The 22,639-nt window shown below is 45.5% G+C and carries 22 protein-coding genes; 11 read left to right on the top strand and 11 right to left on the bottom strand.

Annotation, left to right across the window (positions count from 1 at the left end; all coding sequences use genetic code 11):
- Window positions 1-15: 15 nt before the first annotated feature.
- Window positions 16-876, bottom strand: coding sequence for a thymidylate synthase (locus tag EGV92_RS11095; RefSeq protein ID WP_131669355.1), 861 nt, complete (start codon window positions 874-876; stop codon window positions 16-18).
- A gap of 30 nt (window positions 877-906) precedes the next feature.
- A complete protein-coding gene (gene lgt, locus EGV92_RS11090; RefSeq protein ID WP_131669354.1) occupies window positions 907-1,797 on the bottom strand; it encodes a prolipoprotein diacylglyceryl transferase in 891 nt (296 codons plus the stop codon).
- 324 nt (window positions 1,798-2,121) lie between these two features.
- Between lgt and EGV92_RS11085 the strand changes: the two genes are divergently transcribed.
- The 3 genes from EGV92_RS11085 to EGV92_RS11075 all read left to right on the top strand — a co-directional run bounded on the left by EGV92_RS11085 (window position 2,122) and on the right by EGV92_RS11075 (window position 6,179).
- Window positions 2,122-3,813 (top strand): DUF4139 domain-containing protein, encoded by a 1,692-nt coding sequence (locus EGV92_RS11085; protein WP_131669353.1) that lies wholly within the window; start codon window positions 2,122-2,124, stop codon window positions 3,811-3,813.
- Between the two features lie 24 nt (window positions 3,814-3,837).
- Window positions 3,838-4,650: an NRDE family protein gene (locus EGV92_RS11080; protein ID WP_131669352.1), complete on the top strand. Its 813-nt coding sequence runs from the start codon at window positions 3,838-3,840 to the stop codon at window positions 4,648-4,650.
- 434 nt (window positions 4,651-5,084) lie between these two features.
- Entirely contained in the window at window positions 5,085-6,179 is a 1,095-nt protein-coding gene (locus EGV92_RS11075; RefSeq protein ID WP_131669351.1) for an NAD(P)-dependent alcohol dehydrogenase, read from the top strand.
- Between the two features lie 255 nt (window positions 6,180-6,434).
- On the opposite strand, the gene EGV92_RS11070 is transcribed toward EGV92_RS11075, so the two are convergent.
- The gene (locus EGV92_RS11070) at window positions 6,435-6,953 is read right to left on the bottom strand and encodes an RNA pyrophosphohydrolase (RefSeq protein ID WP_131669350.1); all 519 of its coding nucleotides are present in this window, start codon (window positions 6,951-6,953) and stop codon (window positions 6,435-6,437) included.
- Between the two features lie 590 nt (window positions 6,954-7,543).
- Here EGV92_RS11070 and EGV92_RS11065 point away from each other — a divergent pair.
- Both EGV92_RS11065 and EGV92_RS11060 read left to right on the top strand, forming a co-directional pair.
- Window positions 7,544-7,969, top strand: coding sequence for an OsmC family protein (locus EGV92_RS11065; RefSeq protein ID WP_131669349.1), 426 nt, complete (start codon window positions 7,544-7,546; stop codon window positions 7,967-7,969).
- Between the two features lie 13 nt (window positions 7,970-7,982).
- Entirely contained in the window at window positions 7,983-8,408 is a 426-nt protein-coding gene (locus tag EGV92_RS11060; RefSeq protein ID WP_131669348.1) for an MAPEG family protein, read from the top strand.
- 265 nt (window positions 8,409-8,673) lie between these two features.
- On the opposite strand, the gene EGV92_RS11055 is transcribed toward EGV92_RS11060, so the two are convergent.
- The 6 genes from EGV92_RS11055 to hisIE form a co-directional block, all read right to left on the bottom strand.
- Complete coding sequence (locus tag EGV92_RS11055) at window positions 8,674-9,663, bottom strand: tRNA dihydrouridine synthase (RefSeq protein ID WP_242678714.1); 990 nt, start codon at window positions 9,661-9,663, stop codon at window positions 8,674-8,676.
- A 57-nt stretch (window positions 9,664-9,720) separates the two neighbouring features.
- On the bottom strand, window positions 9,721-11,211 hold the full coding sequence (locus EGV92_RS11050) for a UvrD-helicase domain-containing protein (RefSeq protein ID WP_131669347.1): 1,491 nt from the start codon (window positions 11,209-11,211) through the stop codon (window positions 9,721-9,723).
- Window positions 11,212-11,613: 402 nt separating this feature from the next.
- The gene (gene tatC, locus EGV92_RS11045) at window positions 11,614-12,324 is read right to left on the bottom strand and encodes a twin-arginine translocase subunit TatC (protein ID WP_242678713.1); all 711 of its coding nucleotides are present in this window, start codon (window positions 12,322-12,324) and stop codon (window positions 11,614-11,616) included.
- Window positions 12,325-12,425: 101 nt separating this feature from the next.
- The gene (gene tatB / locus EGV92_RS11040; protein ID WP_131669345.1) at window positions 12,426-13,100 is read right to left on the bottom strand and encodes a Sec-independent protein translocase protein TatB; all 675 of its coding nucleotides are present in this window, start codon (window positions 13,098-13,100) and stop codon (window positions 12,426-12,428) included.
- Window positions 13,101-13,177: 77 nt separating this feature from the next.
- Complete coding sequence (gene tatA / locus EGV92_RS11035; RefSeq protein WP_131669344.1) at window positions 13,178-13,426, bottom strand: Sec-independent protein translocase subunit TatA; 249 nt, start codon at window positions 13,424-13,426, stop codon at window positions 13,178-13,180.
- A gap of 476 nt (window positions 13,427-13,902) precedes the next feature.
- Window positions 13,903-14,766 (bottom strand): bifunctional phosphoribosyl-AMP cyclohydrolase/phosphoribosyl-ATP diphosphatase HisIE, encoded by an 864-nt coding sequence (gene hisIE, locus EGV92_RS11030; protein ID WP_131669343.1) that lies wholly within the window; start codon window positions 14,764-14,766, stop codon window positions 13,903-13,905.
- 217 nt (window positions 14,767-14,983) lie between these two features.
- Between hisIE and EGV92_RS13955 the strand changes: the two genes are divergently transcribed.
- Entirely contained in the window at window positions 14,984-15,127 is a 144-nt protein-coding gene (locus EGV92_RS13955; RefSeq protein ID WP_165525610.1) for a hypothetical protein, read from the top strand.
- 330 nt (window positions 15,128-15,457) lie between these two features.
- Here EGV92_RS13955 and EGV92_RS11025 read toward each other — a convergent pair whose 3' ends face one another.
- On the bottom strand, window positions 15,458-15,901 hold the full coding sequence (locus EGV92_RS11025; RefSeq protein WP_131669342.1) for an acyl-CoA thioesterase family protein: 444 nt from the start codon (window positions 15,899-15,901) through the stop codon (window positions 15,458-15,460).
- Window positions 15,902-16,449: 548 nt separating this feature from the next.
- On the opposite strand from EGV92_RS11025, the gene rpmI reads away from it, so the two are divergent.
- The 5 genes from rpmI (at window position 16,450) to EGV92_RS11000 (ending at window position 21,798) form a co-directional block, all read left to right on the top strand.
- Window positions 16,450-16,647, top strand: coding sequence for a 50S ribosomal protein L35 (gene rpmI / locus EGV92_RS11020; protein WP_131669341.1), 198 nt, complete (start codon window positions 16,450-16,452; stop codon window positions 16,645-16,647).
- Window positions 16,648-16,777: 130 nt separating this feature from the next.
- Window positions 16,778-17,134 carry a 50S ribosomal protein L20 gene (rplT, locus tag EGV92_RS11015; protein WP_131669340.1) on the top strand — a complete coding sequence of 119 codons (357 nt, stop codon included), beginning with the start codon at window positions 16,778-16,780 and terminating at the stop codon, window positions 17,132-17,134.
- Between the two features lie 511 nt (window positions 17,135-17,645).
- Window positions 17,646-18,698, top strand: a complete 1,053-nt coding sequence (pheS, locus tag EGV92_RS11010; protein WP_131669339.1) for a phenylalanine--tRNA ligase subunit alpha — start codon at window positions 17,646-17,648, stop codon at window positions 18,696-18,698.
- A gap of 197 nt (window positions 18,699-18,895) precedes the next feature.
- Entirely contained in the window at window positions 18,896-21,295 is a 2,400-nt protein-coding gene (gene pheT, locus EGV92_RS11005) for a phenylalanine--tRNA ligase subunit beta (RefSeq protein WP_131669338.1), read from the top strand.
- 206 nt (window positions 21,296-21,501) lie between these two features.
- Window positions 21,502-21,798 carry an integration host factor subunit alpha gene (locus EGV92_RS11000; protein WP_131669337.1) on the top strand — a complete coding sequence of 99 codons (297 nt, stop codon included), beginning with the start codon at window positions 21,502-21,504 and terminating at the stop codon, window positions 21,796-21,798.
- Window positions 21,799-22,226: 428 nt separating this feature from the next.
- Here the strand turns inward: EGV92_RS11000 and EGV92_RS10995 are convergent, their stop codons facing one another.
- A complete protein-coding gene (locus EGV92_RS10995; protein ID WP_131669336.1) occupies window positions 22,227-22,622 on the bottom strand; it encodes a hypothetical protein in 396 nt (131 codons plus the stop codon).
- Window positions 22,623-22,639 lie beyond the last annotated feature (17 nt).

The following is a 22,639-nucleotide window of genomic DNA, read 5'->3' as shown; positions in this document are numbered from 1 at the left end:
TAAAAAGGTGCCAGGCTATACAGCGACAGGTGCCTTGATAGCAGGATGCGATTGATAATTGTCGATTTGAATATCGGTAAATGTAAAGTCAAAGATATCAGTAATGCTTGGATTTAGTGACAAAACAGGTGGCTCATAAGGATCGCGAGACAGCTGCGTGTTGACCTGTTCAACATGATTTTGATAAATGTGGCAATCGCCTCCAGTCCAAATAAACTCACCAACATCTAAGCTGCAGACCTGAGCGATCATATGGGTAAGCAGCGCGTAACTGGCGATGTTAAAGGGCACACCCAAAAATAAATCTGCTGAGCGCTGATACAACTGACAAGATAGCTTGCCGTCCGCCACAAAGAACTGAAATAGGGTATGGCACGGGGGCAGAGCCACTTGATTGGCCTCAGCGGGGTTCCAACCAGAGACAATGAGTCGCCGCGAATTAGGATTGTTCTTAATCTGCTCAATGACCTCAGAAATCTGGTCGACACCATCTTGATTGTAACGACCAGACTCGTCTTTACTGGCCCCATAGTTTCGCCATTGATGACCGTAAATCGGTCCAAGCTCACCCTCAGGTCGACCAAAGCGCGCCGTCTGCTCAGCGGTAGCCCAGTCATTCCAAATGCGGACGCCATGCTCTTGTAGGTAGGCGACATGGGTATCGCCCTTCAAGAACCAAAATAGCTCATAGATGATAGATTTGAGATGGACCTTTTTGGTGGTAAGTAGCGGAAAGCCATCAGTTAAATCAAAGCGCATCTGCGCGCCGAAGTGACTGAAGGTCCCCGTACCGGTTCGGTCCCCTTTTTTGGTGCCATTGTTTAGAACATAGCGAAGCAGCTCAAGATAAGCGGCTTCGTTTTTGCTGGTCATCATAGTGGTAAGCCTTTCAATGTTGCTCGGTATTTAAAGTGATGTTGTCGCTTTGGGACCCCAATCATAGACGCTGCGCTTGTAGGCGTAAATAAATACCAGTAAGCCAATGACAATCATGGGTGCAGTTAGAATCTGCCCTTTGGTCATCCAGCCAAATAGGATAAATCCTTGATCCGCATCAGGCTGACGGAAGAACTCAATAATAAAGCGGCTTATCCCGTAGCCTAATACAAACAAAGCTGAGGTAGCCATTCGCGGTCGCGGCTTGGATGAGAACCACCATACCACAATAAACAACAACAACCCTTCGGCAAAGGCTTCATACAACTGGGAGGGGTGGCGAGGCAGTAGATATTGACCGTTAACTTCTAGCATCAGCTCTTGCAGCGCAGGATTAGACTTCAGCAGCTGCATATCAAAGCCTGCCGCTTGAGGGAAGTAGGTCAGCCAATTATAGCCACCATCTGATACTCGGCCCCACAGCTCACCATTAATATAGTTGCCAATACGGCCAAATAGTAATCCTGTGGGCACACAAGGAACAACAAAATCTAATACCGTAAAGGCATTCTTCTTGTACTTACGGGCGAAGTAGAGCATGGCTAAGGCGACACCAATGAAGCCGCCGTGAAAAGACATGCCGCCTTCCCATACTTTAAACAGATAGGCGGGGTTCTCAAGCAATTGGCCAAACTGATAAAACAAAACATAGCCAATTCGCCCCCCTAGTATCACCCCTAAGGCACCAAAAAATACTAAGTCGGAGACCATCTCTGTCGTCCAGCCAGGACGCTTGGTACTACGATACCAGGCCAAACCATAAGCAGCAGCAAAGGCAAGCAAATACATAAGGCCATACCAATGCACTTGCACTGGGCCTGCGCTAAGCGCAACAGGATCAAACTGAGGGTGTATCATCATGAGGTTATCGAAATCCGCAATAGAATGCTGCTCATAATAGCAAAAAATGCCCTTTACCGACACAAGCAAAAGCATAACCCTTTACTGTACCGTAGCATTTGTAATCAATACTGCTGTCTTGCAAACTAACACTTAAATAAGTGGCTGACGTATCTAGAGCAATAGCGTCAGTAACGAGCATGAATAGCTTGTCAATTGTCAATGAACATCAAGGCGATTGATTGGCTGCTATTTTATTAAAAATAAGGGTAAGATAAGAGGCAATAATAATAACTATTACTGCACCTGCTGCTTAGTGGGTCTCTTCTTTAAAAGGTGTCTGTTATGACTCATCGCTTATCCACGTCTGCTTCACCAACGCCCCTCCTCCCAAAAATATTTTTATTAACTTTATCCTACTCTTTCAAGCCCGTCACAGCATGGTCATTACTGAGTAGCGCATTATTAGCCTGCGTATCTGCTCAAGCTGCTGTCAGCAACATCGACCAGGTGACAATCTATCAGGGACTTGCCAGTGTCACTCGTAGTTTGCCTATTAATATGAGTAATAGTAGTGCTGTAGGCGAGCAGGTCCTAGTGTTTTCATGTTTGTCCCCGAATATTGACGCCGATAGTATCAGCGTGCAAGCCCCTAGAGGCGTTAATATCGGTGAGGTCAGCATTGAGACTTTATCAGATGAGCAGGCCTCGCAGTGCCAATATCAAAACGATGCTAAGGTTCGAGTGCAGCAAGAGTCGCTGACAGAGATTGAAGCAGAATTAGACGCCGCTAAACTGGCCAAAAGCTACCTACAAAACTTAACCAAAGCAGCGCAAATTCATGTCAATGGTAGCGTCAGTGAAAATGTCAACGACCTAGAGGCTCAAGCTGGCGCAGTAAATAAGCGTATTATTGAGCTGCAACGCAAGCAAGCTACCGCACAAGATGCTCTTAGTCATGTTATGGCAGGGGGTACAGGCTTTGTGCAGCAGCGGGTGACACAAGTCAGTGTGCGCGTGGCCAGCCGGAACGCTAGCTCGGTCAAGCTGCATTATCAAGTTCATGGTGCAAGCTGGGCACCGACTTATCAAGCACGATTAGATACCGCTAGCAAGCAGCTAAGCATTACCGCCTCTGCTGTTATTGCGCAGCATACTGGCGAGAATTGGATAAACGTGCCACTGGTACTAAGTACCGTCAATCCAAACCAGCAGACCAGAAGCGTCGTACCTTATGTCAGCCGTCTACATTTACTTGATAAGGAATCGTATCGGCCTGAGATGGCTGAACCGCCTATGATGGCCAGCACGCCTGTCGTCGTCGTTGAACCCACCACCGACTATTATGAGGACGCAGCAGGTAGAGTAGCTGGCCAATCTAGACAACCGCTGCCCAGCTTTAGCGTCGATAGTAATCATAAAAATGGCATTAGCGAATACCATTTATCGCAGCGCGTTAGTATCCCTAGTGATGGTAGACGGGTACGCACTATCATTGATGAGCAATCAGGAAAAAGTGAGCTGTGGCTACGTAGCACGCCAGCTCGCGATACTAAGGCGTATTGGTATGCCTCAGCGCCGTTTTTGACCCCAGATTGGGTAGATGGTTCACTACAGCTGTATCGTGATGATAATTATGTTGGTCAGGCGCTTTATAGTTACCAATTACTTAAAGATCAAGGTATTGGCTTTGGCGAAGACCCTAACATCCTAGTGAAGCAGCTTAGTGATGATGGCAAGCAAGGAGATAGCGGCATTTTTAACCGCAACAAAACCTTAACGAGAAAGCAGACCTATCAGTTCACCAATACTCACAATCGAAGTGTCGAGCTAGAGGTACTCGGTAGTGAGCCACTTAGCTTAGATGACAATATCAAAATAAGCATCACCCACAATCCCCCTGTGGCTCAACAGGATTGGCATGATAATAAGGGGGTGGTTGCTTGGCGGTTTGATTTGCAGCCCAATCAATCAAAAGTGGTGCAATCGACCTATCAGTTCAGCTACCCGGCGAGTAAAGAGCTGAGCGAACACTAAAAGCAGTGAATAAAGAGAGGATGTATGTGTATTGTGGCCATAGCTTGGCAACTATTTAATGAGATGCCGCTCGTACTATTGTCTAACCGAGATGAGTTTCTTGATCGGCCCACTAAGTCGGTGCATCAATGGTCAGATCAACCGATCTATGCTGGCCGTGATATAAAAAGCGGCGGCACTTGGTTGGGTATCCATCAGTCAGCAGCAGGCGTGCACAATGGCCGTTGGGCGGCAGTATTAAACTTTCGTGATGGGGTGCAGGCCACTCCCGATCAGTGCTCACGCGGTCAGCTTGTCACTGACTACTTGACGGGGGAGGTGTCGCCTATGGTCTTTGCTCGGCAGCTAGACTTGCAAGCTTATGCCGGTTTTAATCTTATCGTAGGGGACACTAAGCAAGCGGTCTTGGTAAATAATCGCGGCTATCCACCAACGCCGCTGCATACTGGACTGCATATCGTCTCGAACGGTCCACCTGATAGTGAGTGGTTTAAATGCGAGCGGCTGCGCGCTCGAGTGCGACAAGAGGTGCTGCCGCTGATTGCTGAAAACAACGAGTCGGCTTACTGGCTTGCTGCTGCTTATGAGGTGCTGACAGACTCGGTAAAAGCGCCGGATGATCAACTGCCGCATACCGGAATGGCGACTGAGGTTGAAAAGGCTCTGTCCTCTGTGTATATCGAAAGCGCAGCTCTGGCAGGATATGGAACACGTAGCCAAAGCGTGCTGACCTTAAGGAGTCGGGCTACCGATAATGAGCCGACTAAAGGTGATTTAGCTAATGGGGCAGTCATCGCGCAGCTTATCAGTCGCGAATTTGCACCAGATCATCAATGATAAGGTACTTTTAAGGTGGCTGTTATTCATGACACTCGCCTTCATTCGCCTATACTTTATGATCATGAGACAAAGATTGAAGCGTAGAATCCTCAATTCATTCAACAATAAATAATTCGCTAGTCAATGATTCGACAATTGAAGGCTAGCTTCCCATTCTAAGCTATGATTAATCTCGTCAAACTTCTGGAAAACTATACGCCATCTTATCTAAATAACTAATTTTCCTCGGTAAAGTTAGCCAAAAAAAGTCTGATTTTCTTTCTTAATTTTGTCATCGATTAGGCGTACAATAAAGTTAGAGGTTAACGCATTAGTTGCTTTTTTTAGCGCAGTGCAATCTAAAATTTGCTGACTTACATAGTGTGCTAGCCCTGATACTACTTCTGTAGTAGCAATATATAGAATATTATAAATTGAGAAAGGAGAACCGTATGAGTATGATGAAATCCTTGATATTCGTCGAACCCGGCAAGATTGAGATCGCTGAAAAAAAGATTCCAGATGTTGGGCCAAATGACGCTCTGATTAAAATCACTACCACCACTATCTGTGGTACAGATATTCATATCTATAAAGGCGAGTATCCTGTCGCTCCAGGTTTGACTATTGGTCATGAGCCAGTGGGTGTTATCGAAAAATTAGGCTCAGCCGTTCAGGGCTATGAAGAAGGCCAGCGTGTCATCGCCGGCGCGATTTGCCCAAGTTTTAGCTCCTATGCCTGTCAAGACGGCTTCCCGTCACAAGATGGTGGTTATATCCAGCCCGATGGCACTTGTGCTTGTCATGGTTATAAAGCGACCGGCGGCTGGCGCTTTGGTAATATCATTGATGGGACGCAAGCTGAGTATGTCCTAGTTCCCGATGCTCAGGCCAATTTAGCCCCCGTTCCCGATGGCTTAACCGATGAGCAGGTGCTCATGTGTCCTGACATTATGTCGACCGGCTTTAAAGGCGCAGAGAACGCCAATATCAATATCGGCGATATTGTTGCCGTATTTGCTCAAGGTCCTATTGGCCTTTGTGCCACTGCGGGTGCTAAGCTCAAAGGGGCGTCAACCATTATCGCGATTGATGGTAATAATGAGCGTCTGGCTATGGCGAAGAAAATGGGCGCTGACATCACTTTAAACTTCAAAGAAGTGGATGTGGTCGACGAGATATTAAAGCTCACCGGCGGCCGCGGTGTCGATAGCAGTATAGAGGCGTTAGGATTGCAGGCTACTTTTGAGCAGGCACTAAAAATCTTAAAACCCGGCGGTACGCTATCAAGCCTAGGGGTGTATTCAGAAGACTTGAGTATCCCCATGAGCCAATTTGCCGCTGGTCTTGGTGATCATACCATTCGTACTGCCCTATGCCCTGGTGGTAAAGAGCGCATGCGCCGCTTACTGAATGTCATCGAAACGCAGCGTGTGGACCTATCGGAGATGGTCACCCATACTTATGCCCTTGATGATATTATTGAGGCCTATGATCTATTTATGAATCAACGAGATGGTGTATTGAAAATCGCCATTAAACCTTAATCGCTGAGCTTATTTTTGATGCGACTGTCAGCCAGATAGCTAAAATAGTTAACTGGTTAGTGTCGAACTAAAAGCCTCTCATTGAGGTATAAAGTTAGTTGAAGTATAAGGTTAGTTGAAATATAAAGTTAAAGCCCCTGCTTTGAGTGCCAAAGCAGGGGCTTATTGTTAACGGTTAATGATATTCGCTATGCTCGCTAATCTCCTAAGTAAAGGCTTGAGATGCTATGCCACAGCCAACTATGCGATAAAGCACTATGCAATGAGATGGTTGTCTTGCTGCGGGATAATGAGCTCTTGTTTTAAAGGCAGCTCACGAGCAAGCTCTTGTAGCGCCCTTCGATACACGCCGCGTTTAAAATGGACGACCTGACCGAGAGGGTACCAGTAGCTAACCCACTCCCAATGGTCAAACTCTGGCTTGACCGAATCAAAGCGAATATGCTGAGTGTTTGGTTCATCTAGGCGCAGCAAAAACCACTTCTGTTTTTGCCCAATACATAAAGGGTACTGCCCATGACGCACATAGCGTTTGGGGAGGCGATATCTGAGCCAATCTTGGGTGACTGCTAAGACTTCGACATGACGTGGGTATAACCCCACCTCCTCCCAAAGCTCGCGGTACATCGCATCCATCGGAGTCTCGCCGGCATCGATGCCCCCTTGTGGGAACTGCCAGGCGTCGTGACCAACACGTTTTGCCCACAGGACTTGTCCTCTTGTATTTGCCAAGATGATACCGACGTTGGCTCGAAAGCCGTCTGCATCAATCATGACGATAACCTTGTAATATTTGAATAAAGTAGTTATAAAATTCTTAACTCAATAATTCAGCTGAGCACAGTAGCTTAACTTGCCATCATTATTAGAAGGCTTAATAAGCAACTGATATCGGCTAAAGTACTAAGAAAGAAACAGTTGCCCTTATTAAACCAAGAAAACTGGGAAATGTGTAACGCTATTTTGCTATAAAAATGTTTCACAAAATTTTTATAATAATTTCAATAACTTATTGAGGTGATTTTTACCTATGAAACCTTTTGTAGCAAAATTTAGTTTGGTATCTGATAAGGCTCATTGTCAGCACAAATAATGACACCGTAGAGTTCATGGGGAATAAACTCGCTCAGTGTCATGACAATAGAGATAGTAGCAGCGCAAGATATTTAGGCGATAAGCCCGTTATGACAATATCTTAGGTATGGTAAACTAAATGACACTGACAACGTGAGCTAGCAGTTAAAATAGTGCATTCTAGATACCTAATCATCATTGCTCAAATTCAGTGGTGGTGCTTAGCTTTAGCTGTCGAGGCTAGTTATTAGTATCAAGCATAAATACGGTAATAAACAAGGATATAACCAATGACAGATAAGCAATTCGCCCTTCAAGCTTCGGTCGCTTGGCAAGACAAAGTCAACTTTATCGGTACTGCACCTTCAGGTCATAAAGTTGCTATTGACGCCGATAAGGCGGAAGGGGCCAGCCCAATGGAGTTGATATTACTTGGTCTTGGCGGCTGCGCAAGCTACGATGTGGTCACAATCTTGCAAAAATCGCGGCAGGATATTACCGACGTTCGCTGTGAGCTGTCTGCCAATCGCGCCGATAGCGTACCTGCCGTCTATACTGAGATTCACCTGCACTTTGTCGTGACAGGCAACGATGTTAAAGACAAACAAGTCGCTAAAGCGGTAGCGTTATCTGCAGAAAAATATTGCTCTGCCAGTCAGATGCTGGCGGCTGGCGGTGTGACGATCACCCACGACTACGAGATAGTAGCCGCTTAAAGGGAGAGGGGGAATGAATGCGCTATTTGATATGGTGCCTAAGTCGGCGAGTGTCGCTATTTGGGCCATGGTTATTGCGAGTCTGTTGCCACTAGGATTTGCTGCTTTAGCCAAGCTATTAGGTGGATTTGCTTTAGCTGATAACACGCATCCACGCGAGTTTTTAAGCAACACAACAGGAGCAGCAGCTCGTGCCAATGCGGCTCAGCAAAATAGCTACGAGACGCTGCCAGTATTTTTGGCTGCGGTCTTAGTCGCCATGCTGTTCTTTGTGCCGCAGTCTATTGTCAATAATTTGGCTTGTCTGTATGTCATTATTCGCATTGCTTACGGTATTGCCTATATCGTAAATCTTCCAACTTTTCGCTCGACACTGTGGATGCTATCACTCGCCTGTTGTTTACTACTGTTTTATTTAGCGATTCGATTGAGCCTTTAAGCTTAGTGCTTTAAGCGTGAGAGGCTAGTCATGAAGACTCTACTGAAACGGTAAAGCTACAGTGACACCTCTAAAAATTGATACAGTACAGCTGAGGGGCTTTTTGTACTTTTTGGATGGCCTCAGCATCCTACTTTTTTAGCAAAGGTTTATCAGCTGTACTCTTCAATCGGCAATAGATTTATTGCGGGCCGACGTTTACATAGGAGTCAAAAGGGCTTTATCTAGAAGTTCTTTTGGCTTAATTTTTATCTTCATTTGTGTCTTAAGACTGAGATATTGACGATTTATTAACGGCTTCATATTGACGTAAGATTTGAATAATAACCGCTTTATCCTTTTCCTTCTTAACACTATCCCACATTACTCTCGCTTCCTCGTAGCCTTTGCTGAGCATACCAATCCACTGCTTATAGCGGCCTACTAACACCTTGTCATTTTTGGCATCGCCTTGCAAAAAAGCAATCTGATAAGGGATGAGCTGTTGCCAAGTCATTTCGACAGTCGGGTTTTCCACTTTGGCAATAAGGTCAGGTCGAGTCACCGCGCCGCGACCTAGCATAAGATGTGGCGTTTGCGCTTGCTCCATACAGTCGTGTGCTTGCTCAGTACTCCAAATCTCGCCGTTGGCAATAATGGGAATAGGCAGCCGGGTAAAGCTGGCAATTTTGTCCCAATAAGCGGGCGGCTTATAGCCTTGAGTTTTGGTGCGTGCATGGATGGTCAACCAGTTTGCGCCACTATCGGCAATGGCCTGACGAATATCATCCATATTACTGGTGTCGGAATAACCCAAGCGAATCTTGGCTGAAACGGGAATGTGAGCGGGTACAGCGTTGCGAACAGCTGAGATAATATCGCGCATCAGTACTGGCTCATCCAGTAGTACTGAGCCGCCGCGATGGTTATTTACTGTCTTGGCAGGACAACCGAAGTTGAGATCAACTGCTGCGCCGCCAAGCTCACAAACGGCTAGGGCGTTTTCAGCCATCAGCTGTGGGTCAGAGCCGAGCAGTTGCACGTGAATGGCTGTGCCTGCTGCTGTCTTATTGCCGGTCTTGAGCTCAGGCACGAAGCGGTAAAACACATGGTCGGGCAAGACATGGGCATTAACCCTAATAAACTCGCTCACGGACCAATCGTAAGGGCGTCCTAAGTCGCAGGCAATCTGCGTTAAGACTTGGCGCATGAGAGGGTCGGTTAGGCCTTCCATGGGGGCCAAAAGGCGTACGGGATGAGCGAACCAATTGTCCATAGATACTGGTTGTTTGATAGTTAAGTCTGCTGTAGGCATCATTAAACTGCTCATGGATTACGACCCATAAATGACTTTTTTGTCAGATTTAAGCCCTGATATTAGGTCAACGATGTTGTGAATGTCCAAGTTGCTCTGTGCTCGAGTACAGGCGACATACAGTAGTCGTAACTCTTCGGGACTAATCTTGATACCACTGGTCGTCACATCATAATAAAAGTCATCATCGAGCTGCACCCGAGACCACTCAAGGCCTTTCGCCTTATGGGCGGTGGAGATGACATAGTCGGCATCTTTGACAGTGGTTAGGCTATTCACCGCCTTAGTCAAGATATCAGTACCATGATCGTCTACCAGCTTGACCAAAGTCTTAAGGTCGCTACCTTCATTGGTTTCCGAATAATCCTGCACATCTGACCAATTATAAAAATAAGCCAACTCTGGAACGCCATAAGCGGGCTTGCCGTTTTTCAGGTTTTCTGCGGCCTGACAAAAGCGAAGCATGCGTTCGGTGTCGGCTTGTAGCGCGACTTTATGACCGAGTTTGAGTCCCATTAACAGCTGCGTCATCGCAGCAGCATTGGTCCGGCAAAGAATGGCATCTTTTTTGCCATGTACCAGCGACTTAGCCAGTCCTGACTTTTTCTCAGGATTGCCTTTAAGTGGAATGTCTTCTTGAAGCGCTTTAAGCAGTAAGTTGGCCACTTCAGCGATGGGTTCGCCAAAGCGAAAGGATTGAGTCAATAGTGTCTGCGGTAGTGGCAGCTTCTTCATAGCATTGACCGCGCCGCGCCACTCATAAATCTGCTGATGCGCGTCGCCCACGTAGATGACTTGCCGCGCCTGCTGAGTCAAGATTCCCATCATGAGAGGATCAGCATCTTGCGCCTCATCAAATAAGATAAAGTCCGCTGGAATGGTCGGTTTAGACAGTGCCCAAAGCTTTAGATAGATGTCATGACCAATACCAGAGGGGTGACGTGGATCGATAGACTGTAACCAACGTTTTTCCACTGCCGGATAGAGCATTTCACGTAGCTGCTCGGCGTCAGATTCACTAAGCCAACTTGGAAACTGCAAGTGCCTTGGCGCAGGGTAGCTGGCATGTGTACTACAGAAGTGACCTACTGCATCACTGACAAAGCGCGCCTGACGAGCAGGAGTCAGGTTAATGTATTTACTCTTGCCCTCGACCTGCCGCCGAACTTGGATGGTCTGTAGGCCCAAATCATCTCCCAAGCGCTTGGGTGAAAATCTCGGCAGGGACAACTTAGCAGTGATATCACGTGGCACATGACGATAGGCTAAGGAGTGAAAAGTGCGACAGTCGACATGCGGCGGGAACTTCTGCTTGGCCTCAGTGGCTATGCCTTTATTAAAAGCCAGATACAAGCCGCGACCGCGAAGGCGCTCACCGATAAGCTTGAGGGTGGTGGTCTTACCCGCTCCCGCGTAGGCTACTACCTTAAATGACTTACCATCCATCGCCATATTGAGCGCAGCAAGCTGCTCTTCGGTCGGATTACTCATATATGTAGGCATGGACATAGCTTGGCACCTGTCGAGAAAAACTTATTGCGTCTACGCTATCTGTCCAACTTAGCAAACCAGCTAAATCCGCTGAGATAGGTTCAGGCCGATGCCCAAACTTGGTTTGACGCTCTGACGACTTAAGTTCTTACTCTATAACTAAAATTTATGAAGAGAAGAAGTGATTGAGCACAGCTGTAGTAAATAGCGCGGCTAAAAAAAGCCACTGAATCTTATTAAGTCAATGGCTAGCTAGATAGTGATAAAAGCGTCATAGAGTGGTGGGTAGGGGTAAAATCTATACCATAAAAGACACCCATCTTATCAGTCAGTATAGCAAATTATTTACCTATCTTGGGCCTTATTCCTAATCCTCTACTGCTATAAGCTGAAGGAGATGCTATTGAAATACAATGATATTTAATGGACCTTTTGCTTAATTAACACTCTAGCAAGAAGTAATCCCAGCTCGAACAGTAGCCACATAGGGATAGCCAGCATTAGCATAGATACCCCATCGGGCGGAGTAACGACGGCCGCTATCGCAAAGCAGCCCACAATAATATAGCGGCGCTTGTCTGCTAAGGTCTCAACAGAAACCAGTCCGATTAAAATAAGCAGTAAGGTGACGACAGGGATCTCAAAGGTTAAGCCAAATACCATAAATAGCTTCATCGCAAAGCTTAAATAGCTGGCGATATCGGTCATTGGTAACACATTCTGCGGCGCAAAGGTAATAAAAAACTTCAAAACCCCTTTAAGGACAATAAAGTAGGCAAAAGCCACACCAGCATAAAATAGTACTATTGAGGACAGTAGTACGGGGATAGCGATTCTCTTTTCTTTTTTATACAGGCCTGGCGCGACAAAAGACCAGATTTGATACAAGATGTAGGGCATGGCAACAAAGGCGGCTACGAATAACGTCAGGCGAATGGGAGCCATGAAGTTTGACGTGATGTCAGTGGCGATCATAGTCGCATTTGGTGGTAGCTGCGCGACTAATGGCTGGGATAAAAAGTCATAAAGTTGACGCGAAAAGCCGACCAGCCCTATAAATATTACCAAAACGCCGATACAGATTTTGATTAAATGGCTTCGCAGCTCTATCAGGTGCTCAGTAATGGGCATGTCAGCCAAGTTATCAATAACTGAGGTAGTGTCTTCGATGTCAGTCCTAGTAGCGCCGTCTTTATGCTTTGTAGGCTCAGGCTTTTTAGTCTTAATCAGCGTCATAACTTAATCTCAGAGTCTGAATTGGGCAAGAGCGTGGCAGCAGCTGACGCTTGATTGGAGTTTGATTGACTGGCGCTAGATTGACTTGTCTGAGAGTGATAAAGCAAGGCGTCAGCGTGGTAGTTGGGTAGTCTTGGAGCGGCAGGCAATCTGCGCACTTTGTCATATTCCCCTAAGCGAAACCACATATGCTCCCATGGCTTAGTCAGAAGTGTAGCTGAAGGACTTTGCGCGGTAGCGTCAGTGGTATCATTGTTGTCATTGACGTCTTGCTTTTGTGAAGTGCTTGATAACGGAGCTTCGGTATTTGCTCCCTTTACTGGGCTTGGTTTCGCCAGATTGCCAGAGGTAGCTTGGGAGGTATGGGCCGTCGTCAGACTTTGATTTTGCGCGTTTTCAAACTCTTGCATGCTGCCACGCAGCTCTGCCATCTCACGCTTCATCTCGGCTTCGGCCTGTTTGATTTTAGCCAGCTCTTCCTGCATTTTTTGCCGAGTCTCCGCCAGATCAAGCTCAGCTTCGATCTCGGACTGCAAAGTTGATACAGTCCGGCGAAATTTGGCATACCAGTGACCTGCGGTTCGCGCTGCTTGAGGCAGTTTTTCTGGTCCCAAAACGACCAGCGCAATGACGCCGAACAGCAATAACTCAGAAAATCCAATATCAAACATAGTCGTCTACATTAGGCAATGGCGTAGCAATGATGGCAAATAATGCCATACTTAAATTAGCAATCAAAGCATTCAATTTAGACGTTATGCTTCTCATCTACGACAGGTTTGCTCACTTGGATGTCATCGACAGAGGGGCTGCGAGCGTCATGATCTAGCACTCGGTGTTTGTTTGCATGTTCGGTATTTTCATCTTTCACCGCGTCTTTAAAGCCTTTTACCGCGCCGCCTAAGTCCTTGCCCGCATTTTTGAGCTTGGAAGTGCCGAATATAACGACGACGACAACGAGTAAAATAAGCCAATGAGTAATAGAGAAACTGCCCATGATAATATCCTTAAGGCGTAGTGGTTGGTGCTTTTATAATAGCATTTTACGAAGTGTGCCAGAGTATTTGCTCCGCGTTATGTTACGCGGACAGTACGTGAGAGTTAAGTGTACCTTTTATGCCGGTAAGCTATCTATCAGTTAACTGCAGTCAATTAAGCTTAATCAACAAGCCTAAATCAACGAGCATTAGCCGATTGCTCAAATCTATCCCATGCCAATGACTACAGTCAATAGGTAGATACAATAACCAAGAGTACTAAACCAGGCTAACCTTATAGTCAGCGCACAATAAAACGGTTACGGTGTCATCCTCACTAGCCATACTACTGTATAGCCTGCGCTCGGCTTCCTTGTACCAATGTTATTGTGAATTGACTACAGCTGCTAATCGCTCGCAACAATTTTGAGTAAAATGATCGAGCAGCAAAGCAAGCCCCACGGCTATGCTGATTAGCAGCTAGAGCAAGCCTAGACTATCGCGAAGCCTTTTCTTCGATACCAGACAAGCCAAATCTTCTGGCAAGTTCAGCCAATATCTGCTCAGAGCCGATATTAAACCACGCTAATGTGACTAAAGTGTGAAACCAGACATCAGCAATTTCATAAATTAGCTCGTGCTGTGCTGATTGCTGCTGCGTAGAGGCTGAGTCGCTGCTATCTTCAGTAGATTCGCTCGCTAAGTCCTTGGCCGCGATAATCGTTTCGGTAGCTTCCTCACCCACTTTTTCTAAGATTTTATTCAAGCCTTTATGATATAAGCTGGCGACATAGGAGCTATCAGGATTGGCTGACTTGCGCTCTCTCAATACCGCATCGAGTTGCCGCAAGATGTTTGCCCCGTCGCTGATCTGCGCCTTATCTACCGCAGGCCTAGGTGTAGATGCATACAATGTCTCGTTGGTCGCTGCTGTGCTAGCAGCAGTGGTGGGTAGTGTGTGACCGTAGATGGCCTTAGGGTCTTTGATTACCGGGGCTTCTATTTGCCAAGTCGGCTCAGATTGTGACAAATTTAAACGCCGATAAAAGCAGGACTTACGCCCTGTATGGCACGCAATATCGCCAATCTGAGTGACAGACAGCACAATAGCATCGGCATCACAGTCCAGATAGATATCATGTACTTGCTGGACGTGACCTGAGGTTTCGCCTTTATGCCATAGCTTTTGACGGGAGCGCGAAAAATATACCGCGGTTTTGGTCTGTGCGGTCAATGATAGCGCTTCGGCATTCATCCATGCCATCATAAGAATCTCGCCACTATCATGATCCTGAGCGATAGCAGGCAGTAGGCCATCTTGATTGAACTGAATGGTATCGAGCCAAGTCTGAGTTGTCATATTTTCAAATGTTACCGAATGGTTGATAGTAGAGCGGCTAAGAGACTCTGAAGCATTAACGTCCAATTAACCTAGCGTTTTGCAGCCTCACTCAAGGACATTAGCCTTTATCTCTTAAGTCAAATAACTGCTTTAAAGTTTGTGTTGTCATGATAAAGCGTGTCAGCGCATAAGGCAACGCTTGCTAGTATCTCAGTTGATAGGAAACTGCTCTGCTATGAGTAACGGGTTGAAAAGAGACAAATTAATAGAAGAGGACTCAAGAGTAAATAAAGGCGGGAAAGTAATGAGCAAAAAAGTAACGCTTAAAAAAGCACAAACCAAAAGAGGAGCTGACTTAAATAAAGCAGTCAATAAATAAAAAGTAGACAGTTGGATAATAGACAAAATAGTAAGACGGGCAGCTGGCTTCAGCTACTACGCTTATCACGCAATATTTAATCGGTATACCAGCCTCTGAGCTGACATCTAAATCAAATATGTAAGCCAAAGGCAACGGTGGTAAGCTTTGACTGGCCGTGTAATATTGCTATTAAGCTACTAGCTTTAACGGCCTTAGCTAATAAGCTCTAACTACCAGTCGCTAACCACTGTCAGTCGTTAACCAGTTTACAGCAATGACTTACTCAAGACTTAAGCTATCTGGACCATAGCAGATATTTAAAAAACGATTTATCAGTATATTTAGTGCTTATAAGCTAAAAGGCGTCTGATCCAAAGCCTCTCTGACCGATGGCGACAGGGCAATCACTTGATTCAAGCGGTAGTCGTAGTTGACAAAATTCAAGGCGGCCTTGGCCACAAGAGAGCCATCAAACATTCGTGTCACCTTTATGGCAATCACCCCATCATCCTGAGAAAGACTGCTAATACCGACTTCGAATAATAGCTCTTCACGCGCGCGCACTCGGCTAAGCATATTCAAGCAAAAATTATCGACGACTAAGCCTTGATAGTCGGCATTAATCTCTTTGATTCCCTTGGAGTAAAAGAACCGCGCTCTTACTTCAGAGATTGCTGAGGTCATGGCCTCTATCGTCATATACTGTCCGACATCAATCTCAGTGCTGCGAACCCGAATAACGGTCTCAAAAACGAACACCCCATCATCAAAATCAAGTTCTTGATTGGACAACCTAACCTCCTTTACACCCAGTAATTGCCATTGAAAGGTCCTAAATACAACGTTTGATCAACAGCTTATTTTATTCTCAGTAATTGTTTTATAGTCAATATTTCATAAAATCATAGCATAATTCATCGAATTTGCGCGCTGATTAAAAAACGTTAACAGTAAATTCATCATTATTTATTTAGTCCACACAATCAAGCAGTTATTCAAATTAATTAAATCCTACTTGGCAGGGGAGATGCTTTTTGCTAGAATACCGCCTCCCACCTCAAGGCAAATGTTACGAGTAGCATTATTTAAATTTTAGAGATTTAATTAGAGCTACTGGGTGCGATTATAGGGTATAGACTGGCACTTTGTCAGTATCTTGACTATCAATCAACCAATACATTTGACGAACAGGTTCTTCCTTTTATTTGCCAAGATAGCTCATGATTATTTAAGGCCATTTAGTCGATAGGCTGTTAGTTATTACTATAGCTGATAAGCGATTAATATGACTAATAAATGATTGGGCGATTAAGGTAAAAAAGACCAAGAGGCAAGTTATCATGAAAGTAAAAATGAAGAGCAAAAGTGGCGCTACTAAGCGCTTCAAAAAGACGGCAAATGGCTTTAAGCGTAAGCAAGCCTATAAGAGCCACATTTTGACCAAAAAATCTCCTAAGCGTATTCGTCAATTGCGCGGCCTAACAATGGTAGCTCAGTGTGATAAAGCTGCGGTTCGCCGTATGTGCCCATACCTCTAAGTTACTATCCATTCGCAATCTGATAATCGTTATTTATCGTCGCTATTTTATTTGCTTTAAGCTCAACGCCGACTAATTTTTGGTAATGGGCTTGGCAATTAGCGACAATCAAAAAATCTAGGAGTAAATTATGGCTCGTGTAAAACGTGGTGTTCAGGCAAATCGCCGTCACAAAAAAATCTTAAAACGCGCAAAAGGTTACTACGGCGCTCGCTCACGCGTCTATCGTGTTGCTGTACAAGCAGTCACTAAAGCTGGTCAATATGCTTATCGTGACCGCCGCAACAAAAAGCGCTCATTCCGTCGTCTTTGGATTGCCCGTATTAACGCTGGTGCACGTCAAAACGGTCTAAGCTATAGCCGCTTTATCAATGGCCTTAAAAAAGCAAACATTGAGATCGATCGCCGCGTATTGGCTGATATCGCTATGCATGATGCACCGACCTTTGCTGCATTGACTGAAAAAGCCAAATCTGCCCTTGCTTAAGGGATGATTGCGCACGCTATTGACCGATTATCTAGAGTAACGGTTGATACAGCAGCTAGTAGATGTGATGAATTAGTATCAGCTAGTGGTCTGTAAAGTTAGTCCAGTTGGTTAATAGCGTAAAAATAAAAAAGCTGCCCTTAAAGGTGGCTTTTTTTATGGCTATCTTTTGCGCTAAATGACATAGCCCGGTCAACTTAAAACCAATATAGGGCAACTGGGAGAGGTTTTTGTAGCCTTTGGCAGGCTTAACCCTCCGAATCAGCAATAATTTTTTGTTAGTTGCCTGCGCTACACGCACTAATAGCTATCGGATTTATTAACCCTGAATCATAGGCCTTTGCTGTATTATCTCAGCTGATAGTGATTGTTATCTTATCGATAAAGCCAATAATAGATAGCCAAATGTACATAATACCTAAAAGTAGCGAAATTTACTGGGTAAAAGATTGCAATATGAGAGCAAGTCTTTACAATTAATACTCTGTTTTAATCAGGAAATATTTATTATATGAGCCAATTAGCCGCTGATGTCTCCGCCGACCTACCAAAATTATCTGAGACGCTAACTGAAGTGACAGGAGCGCATTTTGATGAGTTTATCGCTGCGGCTCGCCGCCTTATCACTAGCGCCCAGTCGCTCCAAGAACTACAGCAGCAGCGTGTCAGCTTGACCGGCAAAAAAAGCGCCCTAACTGGCTGGTCTAAACAGCTGGGACGTCTGGATGCTGATGATAAAAAAGCTTTTGGTGCTAAGCTGCATGAGGTGAGAAGTAGTATTCAAGAGGCATTAACTGCGCAGCAACAAGCCCTTGAAGCTGCTGCGCTTCAAGCTAAATTAGACAGTGAGCGCATTGACATTACGCTACCACCGCGTGGTAATGAGAAGGGTCGACTACACCCTATTACTATGACGACGCAGCGCATGCAGCAGTTCTTCGTTCAGGCAGGATTCAATGTCGCCACTGGCCCTGAGGTCGAGCACGACTATTATAATTTTGAAGCACTGAATATACCCTCGCATCATCCCGCGCGGGCCATGCACGATACTTTCTATTTTGATGCCCATTACTTGCTGCGAACCCATACTAGCCCAGTTCAGATTAGAACAATGGAAGCTGGGAAGCCACCGATTCGCATTATTTGTCCAGGCCGCGTCTATCGCTGCGACTCTGACCAGACTCATTCACCGATGTTCCATCAGTTAGAAGGACTGATGGTAACCAAGTCGAGTACCTTTGCTGAATTAAAAGGGCTAATCAATGAGTTCTTAGAAGCATTCTTTGCTAAGTCGCTTACCGTGCGTTTTCGCCCATCGTTCTTCCCTTTTACTGAGCCATCCGCTGAGGTAGATATCCTAGCAGATAACGGTAAATGGCTTGAGGTGATGGGCTGCGGTATGGTGCATCCGCAAGTACTCAAAAACTGCGGTATAGATCCAGAAGAGTTCACCGGCTTTGCTTTTGGCATGGGGATTGAGCGTTTTGCCATGCTTTACTATGGTATTGATGACTTGCGACTTTTCTTCCAAAATGACGTGCGCTTTTTGAAGCAATTTGGCTAGAGATAGGCAATCATCATAGCCAACGACAACACCACAACTATCAAGGCAGGTTTTCTTACTATCTTAGTGGTGTTAGTGAAAATATACCTAACGCAGGTCGAAGGTATCGTTTTAAATGTAAGGCCTATATCAAAGCTAAGAGCATAACCGTAGCCTCCTAATAGACATTAAATAAAAGTAATCGTATTGAGATCCTTATGAAAATCAGTGAACAGTGGCTTCGTCAGTGGGTCAATCCAGATAACAACAGTGAGCAGCTCGCCGAGCAACTGACCATGGCAGGGCTAGAGATTGATGATCAATATCCGCTAGCTGCGCCGTGTCAAGGCGTGGTCGTCGGTCAAGTCAAAAGCGTAACGGCACATCCTGATGCCGATAAGCTGCGCATTACGCAGGTTGATGTTGGCGCTGATGAACTATTACAAATCGTCTGCGGCGCGCCTAATGTGGTGGAAGGGATGAAAGCCCCAGTAGCCACTATCGGTGCGGTACTACCAACGGACGATGGCAAAGGCTTTAAGATCAAAAAGAGTAAGCTGCGCGGTGTAGAGTCGCAGGGTATGCTATGCGGTGCCTCTGAGATTGACTTGATCGATGAGGTTGATGGTCTTCTTGAGCTGCCTGCGGACGTTCCAGTTGGCACAGATATTCGCGACTATCTAGGACTAGATGCGCAGATATTAGATATCTCGATCACGCCCAACCGTGGCGACTGCTTTAGTGTGCGCGGTATAGCACGCGAGATTGCGGTTATTAATGATCTGGCGGTGACGACACCTGATATGACAGCGGCCAATGCCGTCAGTGATAGCAAACAATCCGTCAGTGTCGCTGCTACTGAGGCTTGTCCTCGTTATTTAGCGCAGCCAATCCTAGATATTGACCGTAGTGTTCAAACTCCTAAATGGATGCAAGATGCTTTGCTTCAGTCTGGGCTTCGCTCTCACAACTTTTTGGTCGATGTGACCAACTATGTGTTGTTAGAGCTTGGTCAGCCGCTGCATGCTTTTGACGCTGATAAAATCGTTGGTACGATTCAAGTACGCTTGGCCACTGAAGGCGAGAGTGTCACATTATTAAACGAGCAAACGGTAACCTTGACAGGTGATGAGCTAGTCATTGCTGACGATGAAGGCATCTTGGCCTTGGCTGGTATTATGGGCGGCATGCGCAGTAGCGTCACTGATTGCACGACTAATATCGTCTTGGAGAGTGCGTTTTTCTCCCCATTAAGTATCGCAGGACGCGCGCGCCGTTTCGGCTTGCATACTGACGCCTCTCAGCGCTTTGAGCGTGGCGTTGATTTTGAGCTGCCAGCCCAAGCATTAGTACGAGCGGCAAGCTTAATCGTCGATATCGCCGGTGCAAAAGCCGGTCAGGTTACCCTTGTAGAGTCTAACGAGTCGCTACCTGAACGCTCAGCAATACGCCTGCCTATTAGTAAGGTCAAAGATGTATTGGGCATTGATATTGCAGTCGATGAGATGGTACGTATTTTGACCCAGTTGGGCTTTTCGGTAGAAAGGGGCGAGACTGCTTTAACTTGTGTGCCCCCCTCTTACCGCTTTGATATGAGCTTGGCTGAGGACTTGATAGAGGAGATTGCACGGATTTATGGTTATGACAATATTCCAGTGCAGCTGCCTTACTTACAAGTCAATATGGACTACGAAGATAGCGCCGATCTTACTCTGCGTCTAAAGCTTGCCTTGGTGGATGCTGGCTACATGGAAGCGGTAAGCTTCAGCTTCACTGACCCCAAGATGGAAGCCTTGTTGCAAGATGATGCGCTTGGAGAGGTGTTAAGCTTAGCCAATCCTATCTCAGCTGATCTAGCGGTGATGCGCCGAACACTACTATCAAGCTTGCTACCGTCCGTTCAGTACAATCTTAACCGCCAGCAGTCAAGAATTCGTTTCTTTGAGACGGGGTTAAGTTTTGTTGGACAAAGTGTCAGTGAGCTGGTGCAGACCCCAACGCTCGCGATGATTGCTACTGGCGATGTCTGGCCGGAACAAGCTTACCAGAACCGTCCATTTGACTTTTATGATCTAAAGCGCGATGTGGAGCAGCTGCTCCCAAGTGAGTTCCCTAGTGAGCGACTTCGCTATGAACGCAGCTCTTTAGCTTTCTTGCATCCTGGTCAGAGTGCAGCGTTATATATTGATGATGAGTACGCCGGTTGGTTAGGTCAGCTGCATCCAAGTGCCGCGCAGCAGTTAGATTTGCCGACCACTTGGGCGGCGCAATTGACTTTGCAGCCTCTATTAGACTTAGCACGTGAGCAAGCAGAAATCTCAACACCCAGTAAGTTTCCGCAAGTGCGCCGTGATATCGCTTTAATAGTGGATGCTGATATTGAAGTCCAAGCCCTTGAATCGACTATTCGTAAGGCAGCAGGGAAGCAGTTGGTCGATTTATGGCTTTTTGATGTCTATCAAGGTGACAATATGCAAGAAGGTAAGCGCTCGCTAGCTTTTGCTTTAATCTGGCAAGATAGCACTCAGACATTATCGGATGATAGTGTCAAGCAATCTACAGATCGGGTGATTGCGGCGCTAACTGAAGAGCATCAAACAAAACTACGTGACAGTTAGCTTATTGGTTGTCTATAACAGGCTAGCAAATGAAAAATAAGAAAAGAATGAACAATATCTTGTTATTCCACTTGCTAGCGTCTTAATCAATTGATATGGTTATAAGTTAAGAATCACTAATAATACTTGATATTTATCTTTAGATATTATGGCAACTTGACTTATCGATAACTATTAACCAATAACTATACTACAAGGAGTGTGCTGTGAAGACATTAACTAAAGCGGATATGATTGAACATTTAATGCAACAGATGCATCTTACTCGTCAAGAAGGACGCTGCATAGTAGAGAGCTTTTTTGATGAGCTGTCGTCAAGTCTGGTGGAGGGTAATGTTATCAAATTATCAGGCTTTGGTAATTTTGAGCTTAAAGATAAAAGAAGTCGCCCAGGTCGTAACCCAAAGACGGGTGAACCAGTGGCCGTTTCAGCGCGGCGTGTAGTCACCTTTAAAGCAGGTCAGAAATTCCGTCAGCAAGTCGATGCCAATCTATTCAGTTAAGGCGTCTGCCTACATCTAGCGGCCTCTTTATTTAGCCAAGCGTTATTAATGCATTGGTTTAGATGCTTAGTAGGTGGCCCGTAGATAGCCAGATTGTCTTAGCTGTCTAAATTTTTTTGGACTTTTTAGCGGTAAGTGGTCTGCTTGAGATTCGAAGGGGTGTGAAGTAGCCGGTAGGCACAAGACAGTAAAATCTTAGTAAGCTTAGTAATTGTCAACTAGATTAAAATCAGACATAAAAAAAGAGAGCAGTTGCTCTCTTTTTTATAGACATAACTAGATCATTGAATATTTTGAGGATATTTACCTATAATGAGATAAGTTGGTTATTTACATATCAATCTATATCAAAACAGCTAATCTATAAACAGCAGTAAATATCTTAAGTTCAATGTCCGTTACTATCAGTTTCTTAGCTTATTAGCGAATTACTGAGCTTCTTCAACAACAACAACTTCATCAGCTGCGTCTACTGCGTCAGTAGTAACAGCAGGATCAGTATCTACAGCAACTGCTGTATCTGCATCAGTGGTAGCTGGAACAGTAGTGTCAACAACTGCAGTATCAGCAGTAGTGTCAGCAGCGTCTGCTACAGTAGCCTGAGCGTCAGCAACTTGAGCTTCAGCAGCGTTTACTTCAGCAGCAGCGTCAGCAACAGCAACTTCACCGTCAGCAGCAGCTTCGTTTAGCTCTTGTTGAGCGTCTTGTACTTCTTCTTGAGCGTCTGCTAAATCTTCAGCAGCGTTTTCTTTGTTGCTATCACAAGCCGCAAGACCCATAGAAGCAGCCATAATACCTGATAATGCAAGTAGTTTAAGTTTCATAACTTTATCTCCTGAAT

Origin of the sequence: Psychrobacter pygoscelis, assembly GCF_004335015.1 — a bacterium.
GTDB lineage: Bacteria > Pseudomonadota > Gammaproteobacteria > Pseudomonadales > Moraxellaceae > Psychrobacter > Psychrobacter pygoscelis.
This window is presented reverse-complemented; position numbering and strand designations above follow the sequence as displayed.